General features: G+C 64.9%; 15 protein-coding genes. 9 read left to right on the top strand and 6 right to left on the bottom strand.

Features of this window, described 5'->3' with window-relative positions:
* The first annotated feature begins 75 nt into the window (after positions 1-75).
* From ARTH_RS07720 to ARTH_RS07735, 4 genes are read left to right on the top strand one after another with little or no spacing between them, the layout of a single operon-like run.
* Positions 76-1,869 (top strand): CTP synthase, encoded by a 1,794-nt coding sequence (locus ARTH_RS07720; RefSeq protein ID WP_011691379.1) that lies wholly within the window; start codon positions 76-78, stop codon positions 1,867-1,869.
* A gap of 27 nt (positions 1,870-1,896) precedes the next feature.
* On the top strand, positions 1,897-2,559 hold the full coding sequence (locus ARTH_RS07725; RefSeq protein WP_011691380.1) for an NUDIX domain-containing protein: 663 nt from the start codon (positions 1,897-1,899) through the stop codon (positions 2,557-2,559).
* Positions 2,559-3,599 (top strand): site-specific tyrosine recombinase XerD, encoded by a 1,041-nt coding sequence (gene xerD / locus ARTH_RS07730; RefSeq protein WP_011691381.1) that lies wholly within the window; start codon positions 2,559-2,561, stop codon positions 3,597-3,599. The genes ARTH_RS07725 and xerD overlap by 1 nt, the downstream gene beginning before the upstream one ends.
* A gap of 25 nt (positions 3,600-3,624) precedes the next feature.
* Complete coding sequence (locus tag ARTH_RS07735) at positions 3,625-4,116, top strand: 8-oxo-dGTP diphosphatase (protein ID WP_011691382.1); 492 nt, start codon at positions 3,625-3,627, stop codon at positions 4,114-4,116.
* Positions 4,117-4,192: 76 nt separating this feature from the next.
* Here the strand turns inward: ARTH_RS07735 and ARTH_RS07740 are convergent, their stop codons facing one another.
* The 4 genes from ARTH_RS07740 to ARTH_RS07755 all read right to left on the bottom strand — a co-directional run bounded on the left by ARTH_RS07740 (position 4,193) and on the right by ARTH_RS07755 (position 8,475).
* The gene (locus ARTH_RS07740; protein WP_011691383.1) at positions 4,193-5,332 is read right to left on the bottom strand and encodes a bifunctional 2-methylcitrate synthase/citrate synthase; all 1,140 of its coding nucleotides are present in this window, start codon (positions 5,330-5,332) and stop codon (positions 4,193-4,195) included.
* 65 nt (positions 5,333-5,397) lie between these two features.
* A complete protein-coding gene (gene prpB, locus ARTH_RS07745) occupies positions 5,398-6,303 on the bottom strand; it encodes a methylisocitrate lyase (protein WP_011691384.1) in 906 nt (301 codons plus the stop codon).
* Positions 6,303-7,823 carry an MmgE/PrpD family protein gene (locus ARTH_RS07750; RefSeq protein ID WP_011691385.1) on the bottom strand — a complete coding sequence of 507 codons (1,521 nt, stop codon included), beginning with the start codon at positions 7,821-7,823 and terminating at the stop codon, positions 6,303-6,305. Before ARTH_RS07750 ends, prpB begins: the two co-directional genes overlap by 1 nt.
* 10 nt (positions 7,824-7,833) lie before the next feature.
* On the bottom strand, positions 7,834-8,475 hold the full coding sequence (locus ARTH_RS07755; RefSeq protein ID WP_043429630.1) for a GntR family transcriptional regulator: 642 nt from the start codon (positions 8,473-8,475) through the stop codon (positions 7,834-7,836).
* 175 nt (positions 8,476-8,650) lie between these two features.
* Here ARTH_RS07755 and ARTH_RS07760 point away from each other — a divergent pair, with 175 nt between their 5' ends.
* Positions 8,651-10,552: an AMP-binding protein gene (locus ARTH_RS07760; RefSeq protein ID WP_011691387.1), complete on the top strand. Its 1,902-nt coding sequence runs from the start codon at positions 8,651-8,653 to the stop codon at positions 10,550-10,552.
* 43 nt (positions 10,553-10,595) lie between these two features.
* Here ARTH_RS07760 and ARTH_RS07765 read toward each other — a convergent pair whose 3' ends face one another.
* Both ARTH_RS07765 and ARTH_RS07770 read right to left on the bottom strand, forming a co-directional pair.
* Positions 10,596-11,306, bottom strand: coding sequence for a response regulator (locus ARTH_RS07765; RefSeq protein WP_011691388.1), 711 nt, complete (start codon positions 11,304-11,306; stop codon positions 10,596-10,598).
* Positions 11,303-12,934: a sensor histidine kinase gene (locus tag ARTH_RS07770; RefSeq protein ID WP_011691389.1), complete on the bottom strand. Its 1,632-nt coding sequence runs from the start codon at positions 12,932-12,934 to the stop codon at positions 11,303-11,305. Before ARTH_RS07770 ends, ARTH_RS07765 begins: the two co-directional genes overlap by 4 nt.
* Before the next feature lie 140 nt (positions 12,935-13,074).
* Between ARTH_RS07770 and ARTH_RS07775 the strand changes: the two genes are divergently transcribed.
* The 4 genes from ARTH_RS07775 to scpB all read left to right on the top strand — a co-directional run bounded on the left by ARTH_RS07775 (position 13,075) and on the right by scpB (position 17,164).
* Complete coding sequence (locus ARTH_RS07775) at positions 13,075-14,418, top strand: C4-dicarboxylate transporter DctA (RefSeq protein WP_011691390.1); 1,344 nt, start codon at positions 13,075-13,077, stop codon at positions 14,416-14,418.
* Between the two features lie 261 nt (positions 14,419-14,679).
* Entirely contained in the window at positions 14,680-15,579 is a 900-nt protein-coding gene (locus ARTH_RS07780; RefSeq protein ID WP_028271698.1) for a ParA family protein, read from the top strand.
* A gap of 8 nt (positions 15,580-15,587) precedes the next feature.
* Positions 15,588-16,478, top strand: coding sequence for a segregation and condensation protein A (locus ARTH_RS07785; protein ID WP_011691392.1), 891 nt, complete (start codon positions 15,588-15,590; stop codon positions 16,476-16,478).
* 47 nt (positions 16,479-16,525) lie between these two features.
* The gene (gene scpB / locus ARTH_RS07790) at positions 16,526-17,164 is read left to right on the top strand and encodes an SMC-Scp complex subunit ScpB (protein ID WP_043430534.1); all 639 of its coding nucleotides are present in this window, start codon (positions 16,526-16,528) and stop codon (positions 17,162-17,164) included.

Raw genomic sequence — 17,164 nt, forward strand, 5'->3', positions numbered from 1 at the left:
TTGATCAGTGTCCAGCGCCGGGGGAGACTGAGTCATTTGGGGAATCCGATTTTCGACCCGTGGAAGGCTCAATTGATGATAGGCTCGAATTCCGTGGTGCAGCGATCAAATTCCCGTGTAAATTCCCGGTTCCCGGGCTCGTCCAAGACGACCAAACACATCTTCGTCACCGGTGGTGTGGCGTCCTCGCTAGGCAAGGGACTGACGGCTTCGAGCCTCGGCCACCTGCTGCGGGCACGCGGTTTGTCTGTAACTATGCAGAAGCTCGATCCCTACCTGAATGTGGATCCGGGCACGATGAACCCCTTCCAGCACGGCGAAGTCTTCGTGACTGACGACGGTGCCGAGACTGACCTGGATGTCGGCCACTACGAGCGCTTCCTCGATGAAAACCTCGAAGGCTCGGCCAACGTCACAACCGGCCAGGTCTACTCCACGGTTATCGCCAAGGAACGCCGGGGCGAGTACCTTGGCGACACCGTCCAGGTCATTCCGCACATCACGGATGAGATCAAGCGCCGGATGCGGCTTCCTGCCGAAGGCAAGAACGCACCGGACGTCATCATCACCGAGATCGGCGGGACCGTCGGCGATATCGAGTCGCAGCCCTTCCTCGAGTCAGCCCGCCAGGTGCGCCAGGATATCGGCCGCGGCAACGTCTTCTTCCTGCACGTGTCCCTGGTCCCGTACATCGGACCGTCCCAGGAGCTGAAGACCAAGCCGACGCAGCACTCCGTTGCCGCACTGCGCTCCATCGGTATTCAGCCCGAGGCAATCGTGATCCGTTCGGACCGCGAAGTCCCGCAGGCCATGCGCGACAAGATCGGCCGCATGTGCGACGTCGACATCGACGCCGTCATCGGCTGCCCGGACGCCCCGAGCATTTACGACATCCCCAAGACCCTCCACTCCCAGGGCCTGGACTCCTACATCGTCCGCGCGCTGGACCTGCCGTTCAAGGATGTTGACTGGACCAGCTGGGACAAGCTGCTCGAAGCGGTCCACAACCCGAAGCACGAAGTGGAAATCGCCCTGGTCGGCAAGTACATCGACCTGCCGGACGCCTACCTTTCAGTCACCGAGGCACTGCGCGCCGGCGGTTTCGCCAACGACACCAAGGTCAAGATCCGCTGGGTCCCCTCGGACGAATGCGAAACCCACGAGGGCGCAGTCAACTCGCTCTCCGGGGTTGACGCCATCTGTGTGCCCGGCGGGTTCGGTATCCGCGGCCTCGAAGGCAAGCTGGGCGCGCTCAAGTTTGCCCGCGAAACCAAGTTGCCGGTCCTGGGCCTGTGCCTGGGCCTCCAGTGCATGGTCATCGAATACGCCCGGAACGTGGTGGGCCTTGAAGGCGCATCATCCAGCGAATTTGAACCGGATTCCAAGTACCCGGTCATCGCCACGATGGAAGAGCAGCTGGACATCGTTGACGGCAAGGGCGACCTTGGCGGCACCATGCGCCTGGGCCTCTACGAGGCCAAGCTGGACGAAGGCTCCGTCATCGCCGAGACCTACGGCACCACCAAGGTCAGCGAGCGGCACCGCCACCGCTACGAAGTCAACAACAAGTACCGCGACCAGATTGCAGCGAAGGGGCTCGTGTTCTCCGGAACGTCCCCGGACGGCAAGCTGGTGGAGTACGTGGAGCTTCCCCGCGAAGTCCACCCGTACTACGTCGCTACCCAGGCGCACCCGGAACTGAGCTCCCGCCCCACCCGGCCGCATCCTTTGTTCGCGGGCCTGGTCAAGGCCGCGCTGGATCACCAGAAGGGCGGGGACATCCTCCCCGCCGCCAATAGTGCGGAAGCAACCCGTGCGGATGCGCCGGCTGAGGCCAGCGGCTCCGCCCGCAAGGTCTCGGCCAAGTAGTCACCAACTAAATCAAAGGACGGCGCGATGCCCGGTATGCCTGAAACCCCCAATGCTGCACGGCAGGTTTCGGATGCGCCGAGCCCGCGCCGTCTTTTGTCGTCCCGGAAGGTGTACGAAGGCCGCATCTGGGACGTTGTCAGCGACAGTTTCCAGCTCAGCGAACACGGCGACGAGCTGGTGCGCGACTATATCGACCACCCGGGTGCGGTAGCAGTCCTGCCCATGAACGATGCCGGCGAAGTTCTGCTGATGAAGCAGTACCGGCATCCCGTCGGCATGGACCTGTGGGAGATCCCGGCCGGGCTGCTGGACATTGAGGGTGAGGACTTCGTGGTGGGCGCCGCACGTGAGCTCGCCGAGGAGGCAGACCTGGTGGCCGGCACATGGAACGTGCTGGCCGACTTCTTCAACTCCCCGGGATCCTCGAGCGAGGCGATCCGCATTTACCTCGCCCGGGATTTGAGCGATGTGCCGGATCATGAACTCCACGTCCGTACGGATGAGGAAGCGGAGATCGAACTGCACTGGACACCGTTGGACGAAGCGGTGGCGGCCGTTCTGGAGGGCCGGCTGCACAACCCGTCCGCCGTCGTCGGAATTCTTGCCGCCGCGGCAGCACGCGCGGACGGCTTCGGGCACCTGCGTCCGGCAAATGCCCCCTGGCCCGCCCATCCCAGCCAGCGTTAATGGGCAGCACCGTCACTCCCGCGCCGGAACGTGCCGGTGCTGAACCAGTCCGTGCTGAACCGCCCCGGGCCGGACAGCCCCAGGGAGAAGGCTCCGCACGGCCACGCAACGCCATAGACCGTGCCGTGAACGACTACCTCCAGCACATGGGCGTGGAGCGGGGTCTGGCGGCGAACACGTTGTCCGCCTACCGTCGTGACCTTGCCCGGTATGCAAACTACCTCGCCGCGTGCGGTCCCTCCCGCCCTGGCGATGTCACCCGGCGGCACGTCACCGGATTCGTACAGGCATTGTCCGACGGTTCCGACGGCGGGACAGCACTCGGTGTCAGATCCGCTGCCAGGACCGTCGTGGCGGTCCGCGGCCTCCATAAGTTCTGGGCGTTGGAAGGAATTACGACGGCGGATCCCGCCAGCGATGTCCACCCGCCCATGCCCGGCAAGCGGCTGCCCAAGGCCATCAGCGTGGACGAGGTCACCCGGATCCTGGAAGCGGCCGGCACGGACACGGCGACAGGTTTGAGGGACCGGGCACTGCTGGAGTTCCTCTATTCCACCGGTGCCCGCATCAGCGAGGCCGTGGGCCTGGACGTCGACGACATATCGCTCCAGGCAGATCAGGCCGGCCCGGCAATCGTCCGGCTCTTCGGCAAGGGGTCCAAGGAACGCCTGGTGCCGCTTGGGTCCTACGGAGCGCGTGCCCTTGACGCCTACCTGGTGCGCGGCCGGCCGCTGCTGGCCGCCAAAGGCAAGGGCACGCCGGCGCTGTTCCTGAACGCCCGCGGCGGACGGATCAGCAGGCAGAGCGCCTGGACCATCCTCAAGGCAGCAGCGGACAAGGCCAACATCACCAAGGACGTGTCTCCCCATACCCTGCGCCACTCCTTTGCCACCCACCTCCTGGAGGGCGGAGCGGACGTGCGGGTGGTCCAGGAACTTCTCGGCCATGCCTCCGTCACCACCACCCAGGTCTACACCCTGGTGACGGCAGATACCCTGCGGGAGATTTACGCCGCCGCCCACCCGAGGGCGCTGGGCTGAGCCCGGCAACGCTAGTCTGGTGTCCATGACCTCGACGCCCGTCACATTGTGCTTCCTGCTGAGGGACCGGCCCGACGGCGGAACGGAAGTCCTCCTCGGCCTTAAGAAGACCGGCTTCGGCAGGGGCAAGATCGTCGGGCTTGGCGGTCATGTGGAGCCGGGGGAGAGCCACGCCGAAGCGGCATGCCGGGAGGTGCAGGAAGAGTCTGGCGTAACGGTGCTTGAGCGGGACCTGCGCCCTGCCGGCGTGGTGGAGTTTGTCTTTCCCCACCGCCCGGAATGGAACATGCACACCACCCTGTTCACCACCCGTGAGTGGCACGGCGAACCGGCGGAAAGTCCGGAGATCGACCCCGAATGGTTTGATGCATTGTCGCTGCCGGTGGACCGCATGTGGCAGGACGCTGACCACTGGCTGCCGCCGGTACTGGAAGGCGGGACAGTGGATATCGTGGTCACCCTCAACGCCGACAACGAAACGGTGGCGTCCTCAGTGACCGTCCTGCGGAACCTATAACCTTAAAGAACGACGGCGGGCTGGACACCTGTGAAAGGTGACCAGCCCGCCGTCGTACGCTCCCGGGGGTGCGGACTTAAGACAGGTGCCGTTCCTCCACACCGTTGTACTCACTCAACGGACGGATCAGGGAGTTGGATTCCAGCTGTTCCATGATGTGCGCGGTCCAGCCGGTGATGCGGCTGGCGACGAACAGCGGAGTGAACGTGGCAGTGTCGAAACCCATGAGGTGGTAGGTGGGGCCGGTGGGGTAGTCAAGGTTGGGCTTGATGCCCTTGGCCTCGTCCATAGCTGACTCCAGCCCGTTGTAGAGCCCCAGGAGTTCCGGCCGGCCGTAGTGGGCAATCATCTTGTCCAGTGCGGCCTTCATGGTGGGGACGCGGGAGTCGCCGTGCTTGTAGACGCGGTGGCCGAAGCCCATGACCTTCTTCTTCTTCGCCAGGGCATCCTCCATCCAGGCCTTGGCCCGGGCGGCGGCGTCCTCCAGGGATTCCTCGGAGCGGATGCCGATTTCATCGAAGGTGTGCATGACGGCTTCATTGGCGCCGCCGTGGAGCGCACCCTTGAGGGCACCGATGGCTCCGGTCACGGCCGAGTGCAGGTCCGACAGCGTGGACGTGATCACGCGGGCCGTGAACGTGGAGGCGTTGAAGGAGTGCTCGGCGTACAGAATCATGGACACGTTGAACGCGTCCACGACTTCGGGCACCTGCTCTTCGCCGAAGGTCATCCAGAGGAAGTTGGCGTCGTATCCCAGATCGTCGCGGGGCTCAACCAGTTCCAGGCCATGGCGGCGGCGCTGGTCGTAAGCCACCACGGCCGGCATGGCGGCGAACAGGTCGATGGCCTTCTGCATGTTTGCTTCGCGCGAGGAGTCCTCGGCAAGTTCATGCCGCGCTCCCATCACGGACGCCGCAGTCCGGCACACGTCCATCGGGTGGGACGTGATGGGCAGCGCGTCGATCACCTGCTTGACCACCGGATCCAGCCGGCGTCCGGCCCTTTCCTTGGCCGTGAACTCGGCCAGCTGCTCCGGAGTGGGCAATTCGCCGTTCCAGAGCAGGTAGGCCACTTCTTCGAAACTGCAGGAGGCGGCAAGTTCCTGGACGGGGTAGCCGCGGTACAGCAGTGAGTTGGTGTCCGGGTTGACCTTGGATACCGCGGTGTAGTCGACCACGACGCCGGCGAGGCCCTTTTTGATCTCATTTTCAGCCATGCTGAAACTCCTTCGTTCCTTATGCTGTGTGCCGGCCGGAGCCGGAAGTCCGGGATGGATGGGGGTCAGTTGGTACCGGGAATCCTGAAGTTGAAGACTCCGGTGTCGAAGCGGTTGTAGGCCTCGTAGTCCACAAGGTCGTACAGCCGCGCACGGGTCAGCATGCTCTTTACCTGTGCCTCCTGGGTGCCGTCGGACCTGATCGATTCCAGAGTACGCTCAGCTGCCCCCATGGCACTACGGAGCAGCGTGACCGGGTAGATGACCATGTTGACGCCGACGCCCTGCAACTGTTCCACGGTGAAAAGATCGCTTTGGCCAAACTCGGTCATGTTGGCGAGGATGGGCACGTCCACTGCGTCGCGGATCGCCTGGAACTCGCTGAGGTCCTTCATGGCCTCGGGGAAGATGGCGTCCGCCCCGGCCTCGACGAGCGCCTTCGCACGCTCCTGCGCCGCCTCCAGCCCGTCCGTGGCCCGGATGTCCGTCCTGGCCATGATGAGGAAATTGGGGTCCCGGCGGGCGTCTGCTGCGGCGCGGATGCGCTTGGTGGCGGTGTCCAGGTCCACCACGTTCTTGCCGTCCAGGTGGCCGCACCTCTTGGGGTTGAACTGGTCTTCGATGTGCAGGCCGGCGAGGCCTGCGTTCTCGATTTCCTGCACCGAGCGGGCCACGTTCATGGGCTCGCCGAAGCCCGTGTCGGCGTCCACAATGCAGGGCAGGTCGGTCATCCGGGCAATCTGCCCGGCCCGCGTTGCCACCTCGGTGAGCGTGGTCAGGCCGATGTCCGGCAGGCCCAGGTCATTGGCCAGGACGGCGCCGGAGATATAAACCCCGGCGAAGCCCTTCTCCTCGATGAGCCGGGCCGAGAGCGGGTTGAAGGCTCCCGGGAACTGCTGGAGGGTGCCGGACGCCAGGAGCTCGCGGAACCGGATCCGCTTCTGCTCCGGCGTGACCTTCGAATACAGCATTAGAAAAGTCCCTTCGGTGCGGCAGCGAGGTCGATCACGCCGTCGGCCGCCTTGATGTTCAGCTGGTCCAGTTCCCCGGCGGCCAGTTCCGGGAGCCGGGCCGCTGCGGCAAGGAACCGTTCGATCTCGTCTTCGGCGACGAGGCCGGCTGCGAGTGTGCAGAACTTGTTGACGTACTGCTCCCGGGCGAACGGCCGGGCACCCAGCGGGTGGGCGTCGGCGACGGCGATCTCGTCGGTAATGACAGTGCCGTCGTTGAGCGTGATTTCGACGGTACCGCCGAAAGCCTTCTCAGCGATGTCGAGGGAGTGGTAGCGGCGGGTCCATTCCGGGTCCTCCACCGTGGTGACCTTGTGCCACAGCTCCATGGTGTCGGGGCGCGCGGCCCGCTCCGGGGCGTAGGAGTCCACATGGTGCCAGGCGCCGTCCTGCAGCGCGACGGTGAAGATGTACGGGATCGAGTGGTCCAACGTTTCACGGGACGCGGTGGGGCTGTACTTCTGCGGGTCGTTGGCGCCGGAACCAATCACGTAGTGGGTGTGGTGGCTGGTCTTGATCAGCACGGATTTCACGTTGGCCGGGTCGGTGACTTCGGGGCGCTCGCCGTGCAGCTTCCGGGCGAGGTCGATCCAGGCCTGGGCCTGGTACTCGGCGGAGTGTTCCTTGGTGTACGTGTCCAGGATGGCGCGCTTGGCTTCACCGGGAGTCGGCAGCGGCACCATGTAGGAAGCCTCGGGGCCGTCCAGCATCCAGGCGATGACGCCGTCTTCACCCTCATAGATCGGGACCGGCGACGTCTGGCCGCGCATGGAGCGGTCCGCGGCTTCTACGGCCATCTTCCCGGCGAAGGCCGGGGCGTGCGCCTTCCAGGTGGAAATCTCGCCCTTGCGCGACTGGCGCGTGGCGGTGGTGGTGTGAAGGGCCTGGCCCACGGACTGGAAGATGGTCTCGACGTCGAGCCCGAGGAGGGTGCCGATACCGGCAGCGGCGGAGGGGCCGAGATGGGCCACGTGGTCGATCTTGTGCTTGTGCAGGCAGATGGCCTTGACCAGGTTCACCTGGATTTCGTAGCCGGTGGCAATGCCGCGGATGAGGTCGTGTCCGCTGGAGCCGACGTGCTGGGCGACGGCGAGGATCGGCGGGATGTTGTCGCCGGGGTGGGAGTAGTCCGCTGCCAGGAAGGTGTCGTGGTAGTCGAGTTCACGGACAGCAACGCCGTTGGCCCAGGCGGCCCATTCCGGTGCCACGCGCTCGTCGATGCCGAAGACCTTGGATCCCTTGCCGCCCGTGGTGGGTCCATGGGTGAGTGCCTGTGCGCGGGCGGCAACGATGGGGGCCCGGTTCAGGGAGGCGATGGCCACCGAGGCGTTGTCGATGACCCGGTTGATCACCATGTCGGTAACCTCGTCGGTGACGGCGACAGGATCGGTGGCAACCTTGGCGATCTTGTACGCGAGCTGGTCCTCGCGGGGCAGGTTTTCCTCGCTCTTGTAAACGCGGACGTGGTGTTCCTTGACCATGGTGCTCCTTTTAGTGAGGTGTATGCGTGACTTTAACGTGGGAAAGACTTCGGTGCAGATGAAGGGTGGTGGCCGCTTCGGCCAGCCGGGGATTGCCTGCGGCGATCGCTTCCGCGATGGCGGCGTGCTCTGCTGCGGCCGCGGTGAGCCGTTGTGTGTCGTCGGCGGCCAGTCGGCGGACCCGGACCAGGTGCACGCGGAGGCTGCGCATGGCCTGGGCCAGGTAGGAGTTGGAAATCGCCGCGTCGATAGCCGCGTCGAGACGGCCCGCCAGCTCATAGTAGGCATGGCGTCCGGGATCGGTGCCGTTGATCAGCTCCGGAGCCTGGAGGAGCTCAAGGCGGAGTTGTTCAAAGGTCGCGGAGTCGCCGCGCTCGGCGGCCAGGGCGGCGGCCTTGCCTTCAAGGGTTTCGCGCAGTTCGAATAGCTCGTCGATGTCGTCAAGGGAAATATCGGTGACGACGACGCCGCGGCCGCCCGCCGTCGTCGTCAAGCCCTCCGCGGTCAGCCGGCTTAGGGCCTCCCGCAGAGGTGTGCGGGAGATGCCCAGCCGCTCGGACTGCTCCACTTCCGCGAGGACAGTCCCGGGCAGGAGGCGCCATTCGATGATGTCATCGCGCAATGCCGCATAGGCCCTGTCGCTGGCGCGCATCTCTGCCTCCTTCATTGGTTGACGCTCCCCAGTGTATACACAGAAGGCTTGATTGCCCAGTAAATGCCTCAGATTGTTGATTTTTCTCCAAATTTGTATACACGAGGCCTTGTATCTGCTTCCCGACCGGGACTAGCATGGCCCTCATCACAATGTCGTGGACGGGATGCATTTCATGGGTACCAAGAGCTATCAGGACAGCTACGCACAGAGCCTGGACAGGCCCGACGAGTTCTGGCTGGATGCTGCCGGAAAGATCTCCTGGTCGACGCCCCCGACGCGGGCTCTTGATTCCGCCCGGGCGCCGCTGTACAGCTGGTTTCCGGATGGCGTCCTCAACACGTCCTACAACGCCCTCGACCGTCATGTGGCAGCCGGGCGTGGCGGTCAGGATGCGCTGATCTACGATTCCGCCATGCTCGGGATCCAGCGGCGCTTCAGCTACGCGGAACTCACGGAGCTTGTGGGCCGCTTTGCCGGGGTTCTGCGGCGGCGCGGTGTGGGCAAGGGGGACAGGGTTGTCATTTACATGCCGATGATCCCGGAAGCCGCCATCGCAATGCTGGCTACTGCGCGGCTCGGAGCGGTCCATTCGGTGGTCTTTGGAGGCTTTGCGCCCAAGGAGCTGGCGGCCCGCATCCGGGACGCCGCCCCCGCCGTGGTGGTTACGGCATCCGGCGGAATCGAGCCATCCCGCCGGATCGAATACCTTCCCGCTGTCGAGGAAGCACTCCGCCTCGCCGGCGCTCCGGGGCTCCCCGTGGTCGTCGCGGCCAGGGAGGGGTTTGCCTCCTCGGTCTCTGACCACCCGGGCTGGCTGGACTGGGACACCGAGATGGCGGCCGCAGAACCGGCGGCGCCGGTGGACGTCAAAGCTACTGACCCGCTCTACATCCTCTACACCTCGGGAACCACGGGTGCACCCAAGGGGGTGGTGCGGGACAACGGCGGCCATGCCGTGGCGCTTAGCTGGACCATGGAAAACGTCTACGGCATCGGCCCGGGGAACGTCATGTGGACCGCTTCCGACGTCGGCTGGGTGGTAGGACACTCCTACATCGTCTACGGGCCGCTGCTGGCCGGCGCCACCACCGTCCTCTATGAGGGGAAACCGGTAGGAACACCTGATGCGGGCGCTTTCTGGCGGGTTATCCGGGACCACAAGGTCAATGTCCTCTTTACCGCCCCGACAGCGCTGCGCGCCATCCGCAAAGCCGACCCCGAAGCGAAACTGCTGCGGGACTACGACATCTCCAGCCTGCGAACGCTTTTCGCCGCGGGGGAGCGGCTGGACACAGATACCTTCCACTGGGCCGCGCAGACCCTGGGCGTCCCGGTAGTGGACCACTGGTGGCAGACCGAGACCGGCTGGGCCATCTGCGCCAACCCGCGCGGGCTGGAAGAGCTCCCCATCAAGGCAGGCTCGCCCAGCGTTCCGATGCCGGGCTTCAGGCTCAACATCGTGGACGGACTGGGGGAGGACGTCGAAACCGGGACGGAAGGAAACATTGTGCTCGGGCTGCCGCTGCCGCCCGGAACGCTGACCACTCTCTGGGGCGACGACGAACGCTACGTCTCCTCCTACCTCCAGGCCTTTGAAGGCTCCTACGCCACCGGCGACTCCGGCTACCGGGACGAGGACGGCTACGTGTTCGTGATGGGCCGCACCGACGACATCATCAACGTGGCAGGGCACCGGCTGTCCACCGGCGCCATGGAGCAGGTCATCGGACAGCACCCGGCCGTGGCCGAGTGCGCGGTGATCGGCCTGGCGGATCCGCTGAAGGGCCAGCGGCCCAGCGGCTACGTGGTGCTGAAATCGGGGGTGGACGTGCCGGAGGACATTCTGGTCAAGGACCTGATCGCGCTGGTCCGCCGGGACATCGGAGCCGTCGCGGACTTCAAACACGTGGCAGTGGTCGATGCCCTTCCCAAGACCCGTTCGGGCAAGATCCTTCGCAAGACCATGAGGCAGATTGCGGACGGCGAGGAGTACGTCGTGCCGTCCACGATTGAGGACGCCGGGGTGATCGACCAGCTGATCGAAACGCTGCGTCCGGCCGGGCCCCGGAACTAGCCCGGGGACGTACCAGCCGTGCGCTCGCCGGAGCCGGCCATCGTCAGCTCCTGATCCAGCGGTACTCGTTTTCAGGCCTGCCCGGCGCACCGTACCGGGCGGTCCGGGAGACGGTCCCGGCATCCGCAAGGTACTCGAGGTACCGCCGGGCCGTCACGCGGGACATCCCGAGCGCGTCCATGACTTCCGTGGCGGAGACAGCATCAGCCTGCTGCTTCATGAACTCCTGCACGGCGTCCAGGGTCGACGTCGACAGGCCCTTGGGAAGCGGCAGCTCACTGGGCGCCCGCAGGCTCGCGAACGCCTGGTCGACGTCGCTCTGGGACGCGCCGGACCTGCTCCCGCCCACGCCGGCGGCGAGCTGCTCGCGGAACTGCCGGTAGCTGGCCAGCTTGTCGGCGAAAGTGGCGTAGGTAAACGGCTTGATGAGGTACTGAACCACCCCGATGGACACTGCGCTGCGCACGATATTGAGTTCACGCACGGCCGTGATCGCGATGATGTCCGGCAACAGGCCTGATGCCCGCATCCGCCGGGCGATGTCAAGGCCATGGAGATCGGGTAGGTTCATGTCCAGCAGGACCAGTTCCACGGGGTTGCCGGCGGCAGCAAATTCCGCCAGGAGCCGCAGCGCCGATTGGCCGTCAGGAGCCGTGCCGGCGAGGGAAAAACCTTGGAGCCTCCCCACGTAGGCGCCGTGCGCTGCCGCGGCCACCGGCTCGTCCTCAACGACGAGCACTCGGATATCGCTCATGAAGTCTCCTTGGTGGTGCCTGCTGCGGGTAGGAAAACATGGAAATGCGCCCCGCGGGGGTTGGTTATTGCCACGGTGCCACCCAGGCGGTGGACGGCCTGCCGGACCAGCGCCAGGCCCAGCCCCCGGCCGTAGGCGCCGGACGCTTTGGTGCTGAACCCGTGGCGGAACACATCGTCCATGGCACCGGGGTCAATCCCGCGTCCCGAGTCCTCCACTGTGATGTCAACACCCCTGACGCCCGACTCCACCGACAGCTCGACCCACTTGGGCGCCGGAGCGTCGGCCGCAGCGTCGATGGCGTTGTCCAGGAGGTTGCCAAGTATCGTCACCAGGTCCTGGACGGCCACACCGGCGGTCCCGGCTGTGCTGTTCGCCTGCAGGCCCAGTTCGACGCCGCGTTCGTGCGCCTCGGCCGCCTTGCCCATGAGCAGGGCACTCAGCACCGGCTCTTCCATGGCGCCCACCATCTCGTCGGTGAGCTGCTGGCTGAGCTCCAAGTCCTTGGTGGCAAAATCCAGGGCCTCGTCCGCCCGCCCCAGCTCCATCAGCGAAACGATGGTGTGGAGGCGGTTGGCGTGCTCGTGGGTCTGGGCCCGCAGCGCGTCCGACAGCGTACGCATGGTTTCCAGTTCGCTGCCCAGCGACTCGATCTCCGTGCGGTCGCGGATGGTTGCCACGGTACCGAACACTGCAGGTCGCTGCCGTCCGGCGGATGAGGCCGGCCCCACCGCTGGTCCCTGGTTGACCACCAGGACACGCGGGCCGGCCAGGTGGATTTCATCCTGGGCTGCCCGGCCGGACTCGAACAGGTCCTTCAAGCTGGGCGCCAAGGGGAGGTCGCGGAGCAGGGCTGCGTCGCCCGGATCGGCCCCGGACGGCCGTGGTGTGAGGCCCAGGAGCTCGGCCGCCTGGTCGTTGTACATCACCACCCGGCCCTTGGGATCGATCAGGATCACCCCCTCGCGGACGGAGTGCAGGACGGACTCGTAGTACGCGAACAGCTGGGCGAGCTGCTCGGGCCCCCAACCCCGCGTGACATTGCGCAGATACCGGCCCAGCAGCCAGGAGGCCACCGAGCCGCCCACCAGGAGGGCAAAGGCGATAGCCAGCAGCGCCGGCAGGCGGCCGGAGACGGCAACGTCCACCGTCCGGACCGTCACCCCCGCTGCCACCAGGGCCTTGACGTTTCCCGACTGGTCCTTGACCGGCGCAATCGTCCGTACCGAGGGGCCCAATGTCCCGGCCGTGATTTCGGTGAATATCTGTCCCTTCAGGGCGGCATCAATGGATCCGATGTACGGCTTGCCGAGCTCCTCGTCGCGCGGGTGCGTCCACCGGGTCCGGTCCGGAGCCATGATGGTGATGAAATCCGCGTCGGCGTCGCTCATCACGTGCAGGGCGTAGGGCTGCAGCACGGCAGACGGGTCGGGCGACGCAGCTGCCTGCAGGACCAGGGGGTTGTCGGCAATGGCCGTGGCGATGCCGGACATCCGCCGGCCGGCCTCGTCGTAGGCGTGATCCCGGGCGTCGATAAAGGTGGCTGTTCCGACTGTCGCGGTCAGCGCGAGCATGAACAGCAAATGCGCGACGAACAGCCGGCGCGCGATGCTCCACTTGTGCCTCATTCCAACCTTCCACGACCAATATGAACGCAACGGTGAGCCAGGTCACGCCATGCCCAATGATGGATATCACACCGGACGGACGTGCAGAGCCCAGAGACTGTGCCGCAACGTCTTCCAGATTATCCATAAGGAGACACATCATGGCTTCTCAACGAGGAGAGTCAGCTGCGCCAGTCAAGGCGAAGCGCAAAGGACTCGACAAGTCGCACTACCTCTACATTGCCGTCATCGTTGCCGTGATCCTCGGCGCAGTGATTGGCCTCATGTTCCCGGAGGTCGGCAAATCACTCAAGCCGCTGGGCGACGGCTTCATCAAGCTGATCAAGATGATGATCGCTCCGGTGATCTTCTGCACCATCGTCCTGGGGATCGGCTCCATCGCGAAGGCTGCCACTGTAGGCAAGGTGGGCGGCCTGGCGCTGGGCTACTTCATCGTGATGTCCACCTTCGCACTGGCCATCGGCCTCGTGGTGGGCAACCTCATCCACCCCGGTGAAGGCCTCAAGCTGACGCCGTACGATCCCAATAAGAAGGCCGCCACAGACAGCACGGTTGACTTCCTGCTGGGCATCATCCCAGGCGACATTCCGGTGCTGCCCACCCTGCTGGCCGCGATCCTCGTCGGCTTCGCCCTGCAGAAAATGGGCCCCCAGGGTGCCCCCATCCTCAAGGCCATCGGCCACGGCCAGGCGCTTGTCTTCCGCATCCTCATCATGGTCATGTGGCTGGCGCCGGTTGGTGCCTTCGGTGCCATCGCCGCAGTTGTCGGTGCCACCGGCTTCCAGGCGATCGTGAGCATGTTCACCCTGATGCTGGCGTTCTACATCACCTGCGCACTGTTCATCGTCGTCATCCTCGGCGGCCTCCTGCAGGTCGTGGCCGGCGTCAACATCTTCCGCCTCATGAAGTACCTGGCCCGCGAATACCTGCTGATCTTCTCCACGTCCTCCTCTGAAGCCGCACTGCCGCGCCTCATCGCCAAGATGGAACACCTTGGTGTGTCCAAGCCGGTCGTGGGCGTGACGGTTCCCACCGGATACTCCTTCAACCTTGACGGCACTGCCATCTACCTGACCATGGCATCCCTGTTCGTGGCGAACGCCATGGGCACCCCGCTGGACCTCGGCGCGCAGGTTTCCCTGCTGGTCTTCATGATCATCGCTTCCAAGGGCGCAGCAGGCGTCACCGGTGCCGGCCTGGCCACTCTGGCCGCAGGCCTGCAGGCCCACAAGCCCGAGCTTCTTGGCGGCGTCGGCATGATCGTGGGTATCGACCGCTTCATGTCCGAGGCCCGAGCCCTGACCAACTTCACGGGTAACGCCGTGGCTACGGTCCTGATCGGCACCTGGGTCAAGGAGATCGACGGCGGCCAGGTCGAGCGTGTCCTGTCCGGCGAAGAGCCCTTCGACGAGCAGACCATGATCGCCGGTCACCACGTCGAACAGGAAGTAGCGGCACCGGCCCCGGCCCCGGCCCGCGCCTGAACCGCCCCCGCCTGAAGGGCCTGCTTCAACCGCCGGCCTGAGGGACATTCGAACCGCCCGTGCAGGAGCATCCTGCACGGGCGGTCTTTTGTGTCCGGCCCGACAACCTTCGACCTTTACCAGAAGGTAAAGGCTCAATCAAGGGCACGTGTCAAGTTCCGTTGAATCACGGATGCGGCGCTGTAACCTTGGTGGGAAGAACCATAGGCGCTGAACATTCAGCGGCAGGACATCAACGTCATCGAAAGTGTGGATAGATACGTGAGCAGCGAACAGGGTTCAGCAACTCTGGAAGGCACCGAACTCGATCTGGAAGACGCCGTCATGGGTCCTACCGGGCGCCCCTACCGCGAATTTCCCGAGCCTGCGCCCCTGTCGTCCCACGGCCCCGCCCGTGTGATCGCCATGGTGAACCAGAAGGGCGGCGTCGGCAAAACGACGTCCACCATTAATCTGGCTGCCGCACTCGCCGAATACGGCCGCCGTGTCCTGCTGGTTGACTTTGACCCCCAGGGCGCATTGTCCGCAGGCCTCGGGACCAATCCGCACGAACTGGACCTGACGGTGTACAACGTCCTGATGGACCGCAAAGTGGACATCCGGGACGCCATCCAGCACACCGGTGTCGAAAACGTTGACCTGCTGCCGGCAAACATCGACCTCTCCGCCGCGGAAGTGCAGCTGGTCAATGAAGTGGCGCGCGAACAGGTGCTGGACCGGGCCTTGAAGAAGGTTGAAGACGACTACGACGTGGTCCTCATCGACTGCCAGCCGTCGCTTGGCCTGCTGACTGTCAACGCACTGACGGCCGCGCACGGCGTCATCATCCCGTTGATCTGCGAATTCTTTGCGCTGCGCGCCGTTGCGCTGCTGGTGGAAACCATCGACAAGGTCCAGGACCGGTTGAACCCCAGGCTCCAGGTGGACGGCGTGCTGGCCACCATGTACGACGCCCGCACGCTGCACAGCCGCGAGGTCATCAGCAGGCTGGTGGAAGCCTTCGGGGACAAAGTCTTCGAGACCGTCATCAAGCGCTCCATCAAGTTTGCCGATGCCACGGTGGCCGCGGAACCCATCACCAGCTATGCCGCCAACCATATCGGTGCCGACGCTTACCGCCGCCTGGCCAAGGAGCTGATTTCGCGCGGCGGCGCGCCCTAGCCAAGGCCGTGGCACTGGCAGGCACCCCGCTCGCTCCCGCCCGACGGAACGGCCCGGCGGAACTCCCGGCGGCTGACGCGCAAACCGGGCCGGGGAAGAAACCCGGCTTCGAAGTGCGGCTCGCCAACTTCACCGGTCCCTTCGACCTGCTGCTCGGCCTGATTAGCAAACACCAGTTGGACATCACCGAGGTGGCACTGGCCACGGTGACCGATGAATTCATCAAGTACATCAGGAACCTCCAGCAGCTGGGCGAGGAGTGGGCGCTTGACGAGGCCAGCGAATTCCTTGTCATCGCCGCCACACTCCTCGACCTCAAGGCCGCCCGGCTCCTGCCGGCAGGGGAGGTTGAGGACGACGAAGACGTCGCCTTGCTCGAAGCGCGCGACCTCCTCTTCGCCCGCCTGCTCCAGTACAAGGCATTCAAGCAGGTGGCAGGACTGATCAACTCCACTTTAGAGATCGAAGCCCGCAGCTACCCCCGCCAGGTTGCCTTGGAAGAGCACTTCGCGGCGCTGCTTCCGGAACTCGTGTGGCGGCACACGCCCGCGCAGTTCGCTGCCTTGGCCGAAGCCGCGCTGAAGCCCAAGGAAGCGGCCCCTAGCGAGGTTGGCCTGGCGCACCTGCACGGCAGTGCCGTCAGCGTGAAGGAGCAGGCTGAAATCCTTGGACTGAAGCTCCAGGCAGGTCGGCCGTTGTCCTTCCGGGCACTGATCGCGGACGCCGAATCGACGCTGGTTGTGGTGGCCCGGTTCCTGGCGCTCCTGGAAATGTTCAGGGAAAAGGCGGTAGCGTTCGACCAGCTCCTCCCGCTGGGCGACCTGACAGTTCATTGGACGGCGGACCGCGATGACTGGAGCAGCGAAAATCTCACCGAGGAATACGAGGAGCAGCCGTGAGCGCCAACGCCCCGGATCCCGCCACCAGCGCTGACAATGACAGCGATTTGAACGTCACCGAACTGCCCGGCGGCGCACATGCCGCCATCGAAGCGGTGCTGATGGTGATTGACCAGCCGGCCACCGCCGTCGAACTGGCCGCCGGGCTCAATCTCACGGTGGACACCGTCGAGCAGCTCCTGGCGGAACTTCAGCGTGAGTATAACGGCTATACTGTTAATGCCCCGGACTCGGACGTTGCCAACACTGCTCATATGAACACTGCCGGCACCACATCCAGACCCCGGGGTTTTGAATTGCGGAATATCGCCGGAGGCTGGCGCATCTATTCCCGTACGGATTTTGCCGACGTCGTGGGCGGATTCGTTCTGGAAGGACAGACAGCCAGGCTGACGCAGGCGGCGCTGGAAACGCTCGCCGTCATCGCTTACCGCCAGCCCGTATCAAGGGCCAGGGTGTCTGCAATTCGAGGAGTTAATGTTGACTCTGTCGTGCGGACGCTGATGCAGCGGGGACTGATCGAAGATTCGGGGACCGATCCCGAATCCGGAGCCATCCTTTACCGCACGACGTCGTATTTCCTGGAACGCATGGGAATCGGCTCGGTGGCTGAGTTGCCGCAGCTTTCACCCCATCTTCCGGGGCTTGAAGGCATCGAAGAGTTCTACGACGCCGGAAGAATGTAG

It is taken from the genome of Arthrobacter sp. FB24 (genome assembly GCF_000196235.1).
Taxonomy (GTDB): Bacteria; Actinomycetota; Actinomycetes; order Actinomycetales; family Micrococcaceae; genus Arthrobacter.

Bases quoted from the DNA above. Each gene is read 5' to 3' on its own strand.
- ARTH_RS07720 (WP_011691379.1), top strand. From the start codon at position 76: ATGATAGGCTCGAATTCCGTGGTGCAGCGATCAAATTCCCGTGTAAAT.
- ARTH_RS07735 (WP_011691382.1), top strand. From the start codon at position 3,625: ATGACCTCGACGCCCGTCACATTGTGCTTCCTGCTGAGGGACCGGCCC.
- xerD (WP_011691381.1), top strand. From the start codon at position 2,559: ATGGGCAGCACCGTCACTCCCGCGCCGGAACGTGCCGGTGCTGAACCA.
- ARTH_RS07765 (WP_011691388.1), bottom strand. From the start codon at position 11,306: ATGAGCGATATCCGAGTGCTCGTCGTTGAGGACGAGCCGGTGGCCGCG.
- ARTH_RS07750 (WP_011691385.1), bottom strand. From the start codon at position 7,823: ATGGTCAAGGAACACCACGTCCGCGTTTACAAGAGCGAGGAAAACCTG.
- ARTH_RS07770 (WP_011691389.1), bottom strand. From the start codon at position 12,934: ATGAGGCACAAGTGGAGCATCGCGCGCCGGCTGTTCGTCGCGCATTTG.
- ARTH_RS07760 (WP_011691387.1), top strand. From the start codon at position 8,651: ATGGGTACCAAGAGCTATCAGGACAGCTACGCACAGAGCCTGGACAGG.
- prpB (WP_011691384.1), bottom strand. From the start codon at position 6,303: ATGCTGTATTCGAAGGTCACGCCGGAGCAGAAGCGGATCCGGTTCCGC.
- ARTH_RS07725 (WP_011691380.1), top strand. From the start codon at position 1,897: ATGCCCGGTATGCCTGAAACCCCCAATGCTGCACGGCAGGTTTCGGAT.
- ARTH_RS07740 (WP_011691383.1), bottom strand. From the start codon at position 5,332: ATGGCTGAAAATGAGATCAAAAAGGGCCTCGCCGGCGTCGTGGTCGAC.
- ARTH_RS07775 (WP_011691390.1), top strand. From the start codon at position 13,075: ATGGCTTCTCAACGAGGAGAGTCAGCTGCGCCAGTCAAGGCGAAGCGC.
- ARTH_RS07755 (WP_043429630.1), bottom strand. From the start codon at position 8,475: ATGCGCGCCAGCGACAGGGCCTATGCGGCATTGCGCGATGACATCATC.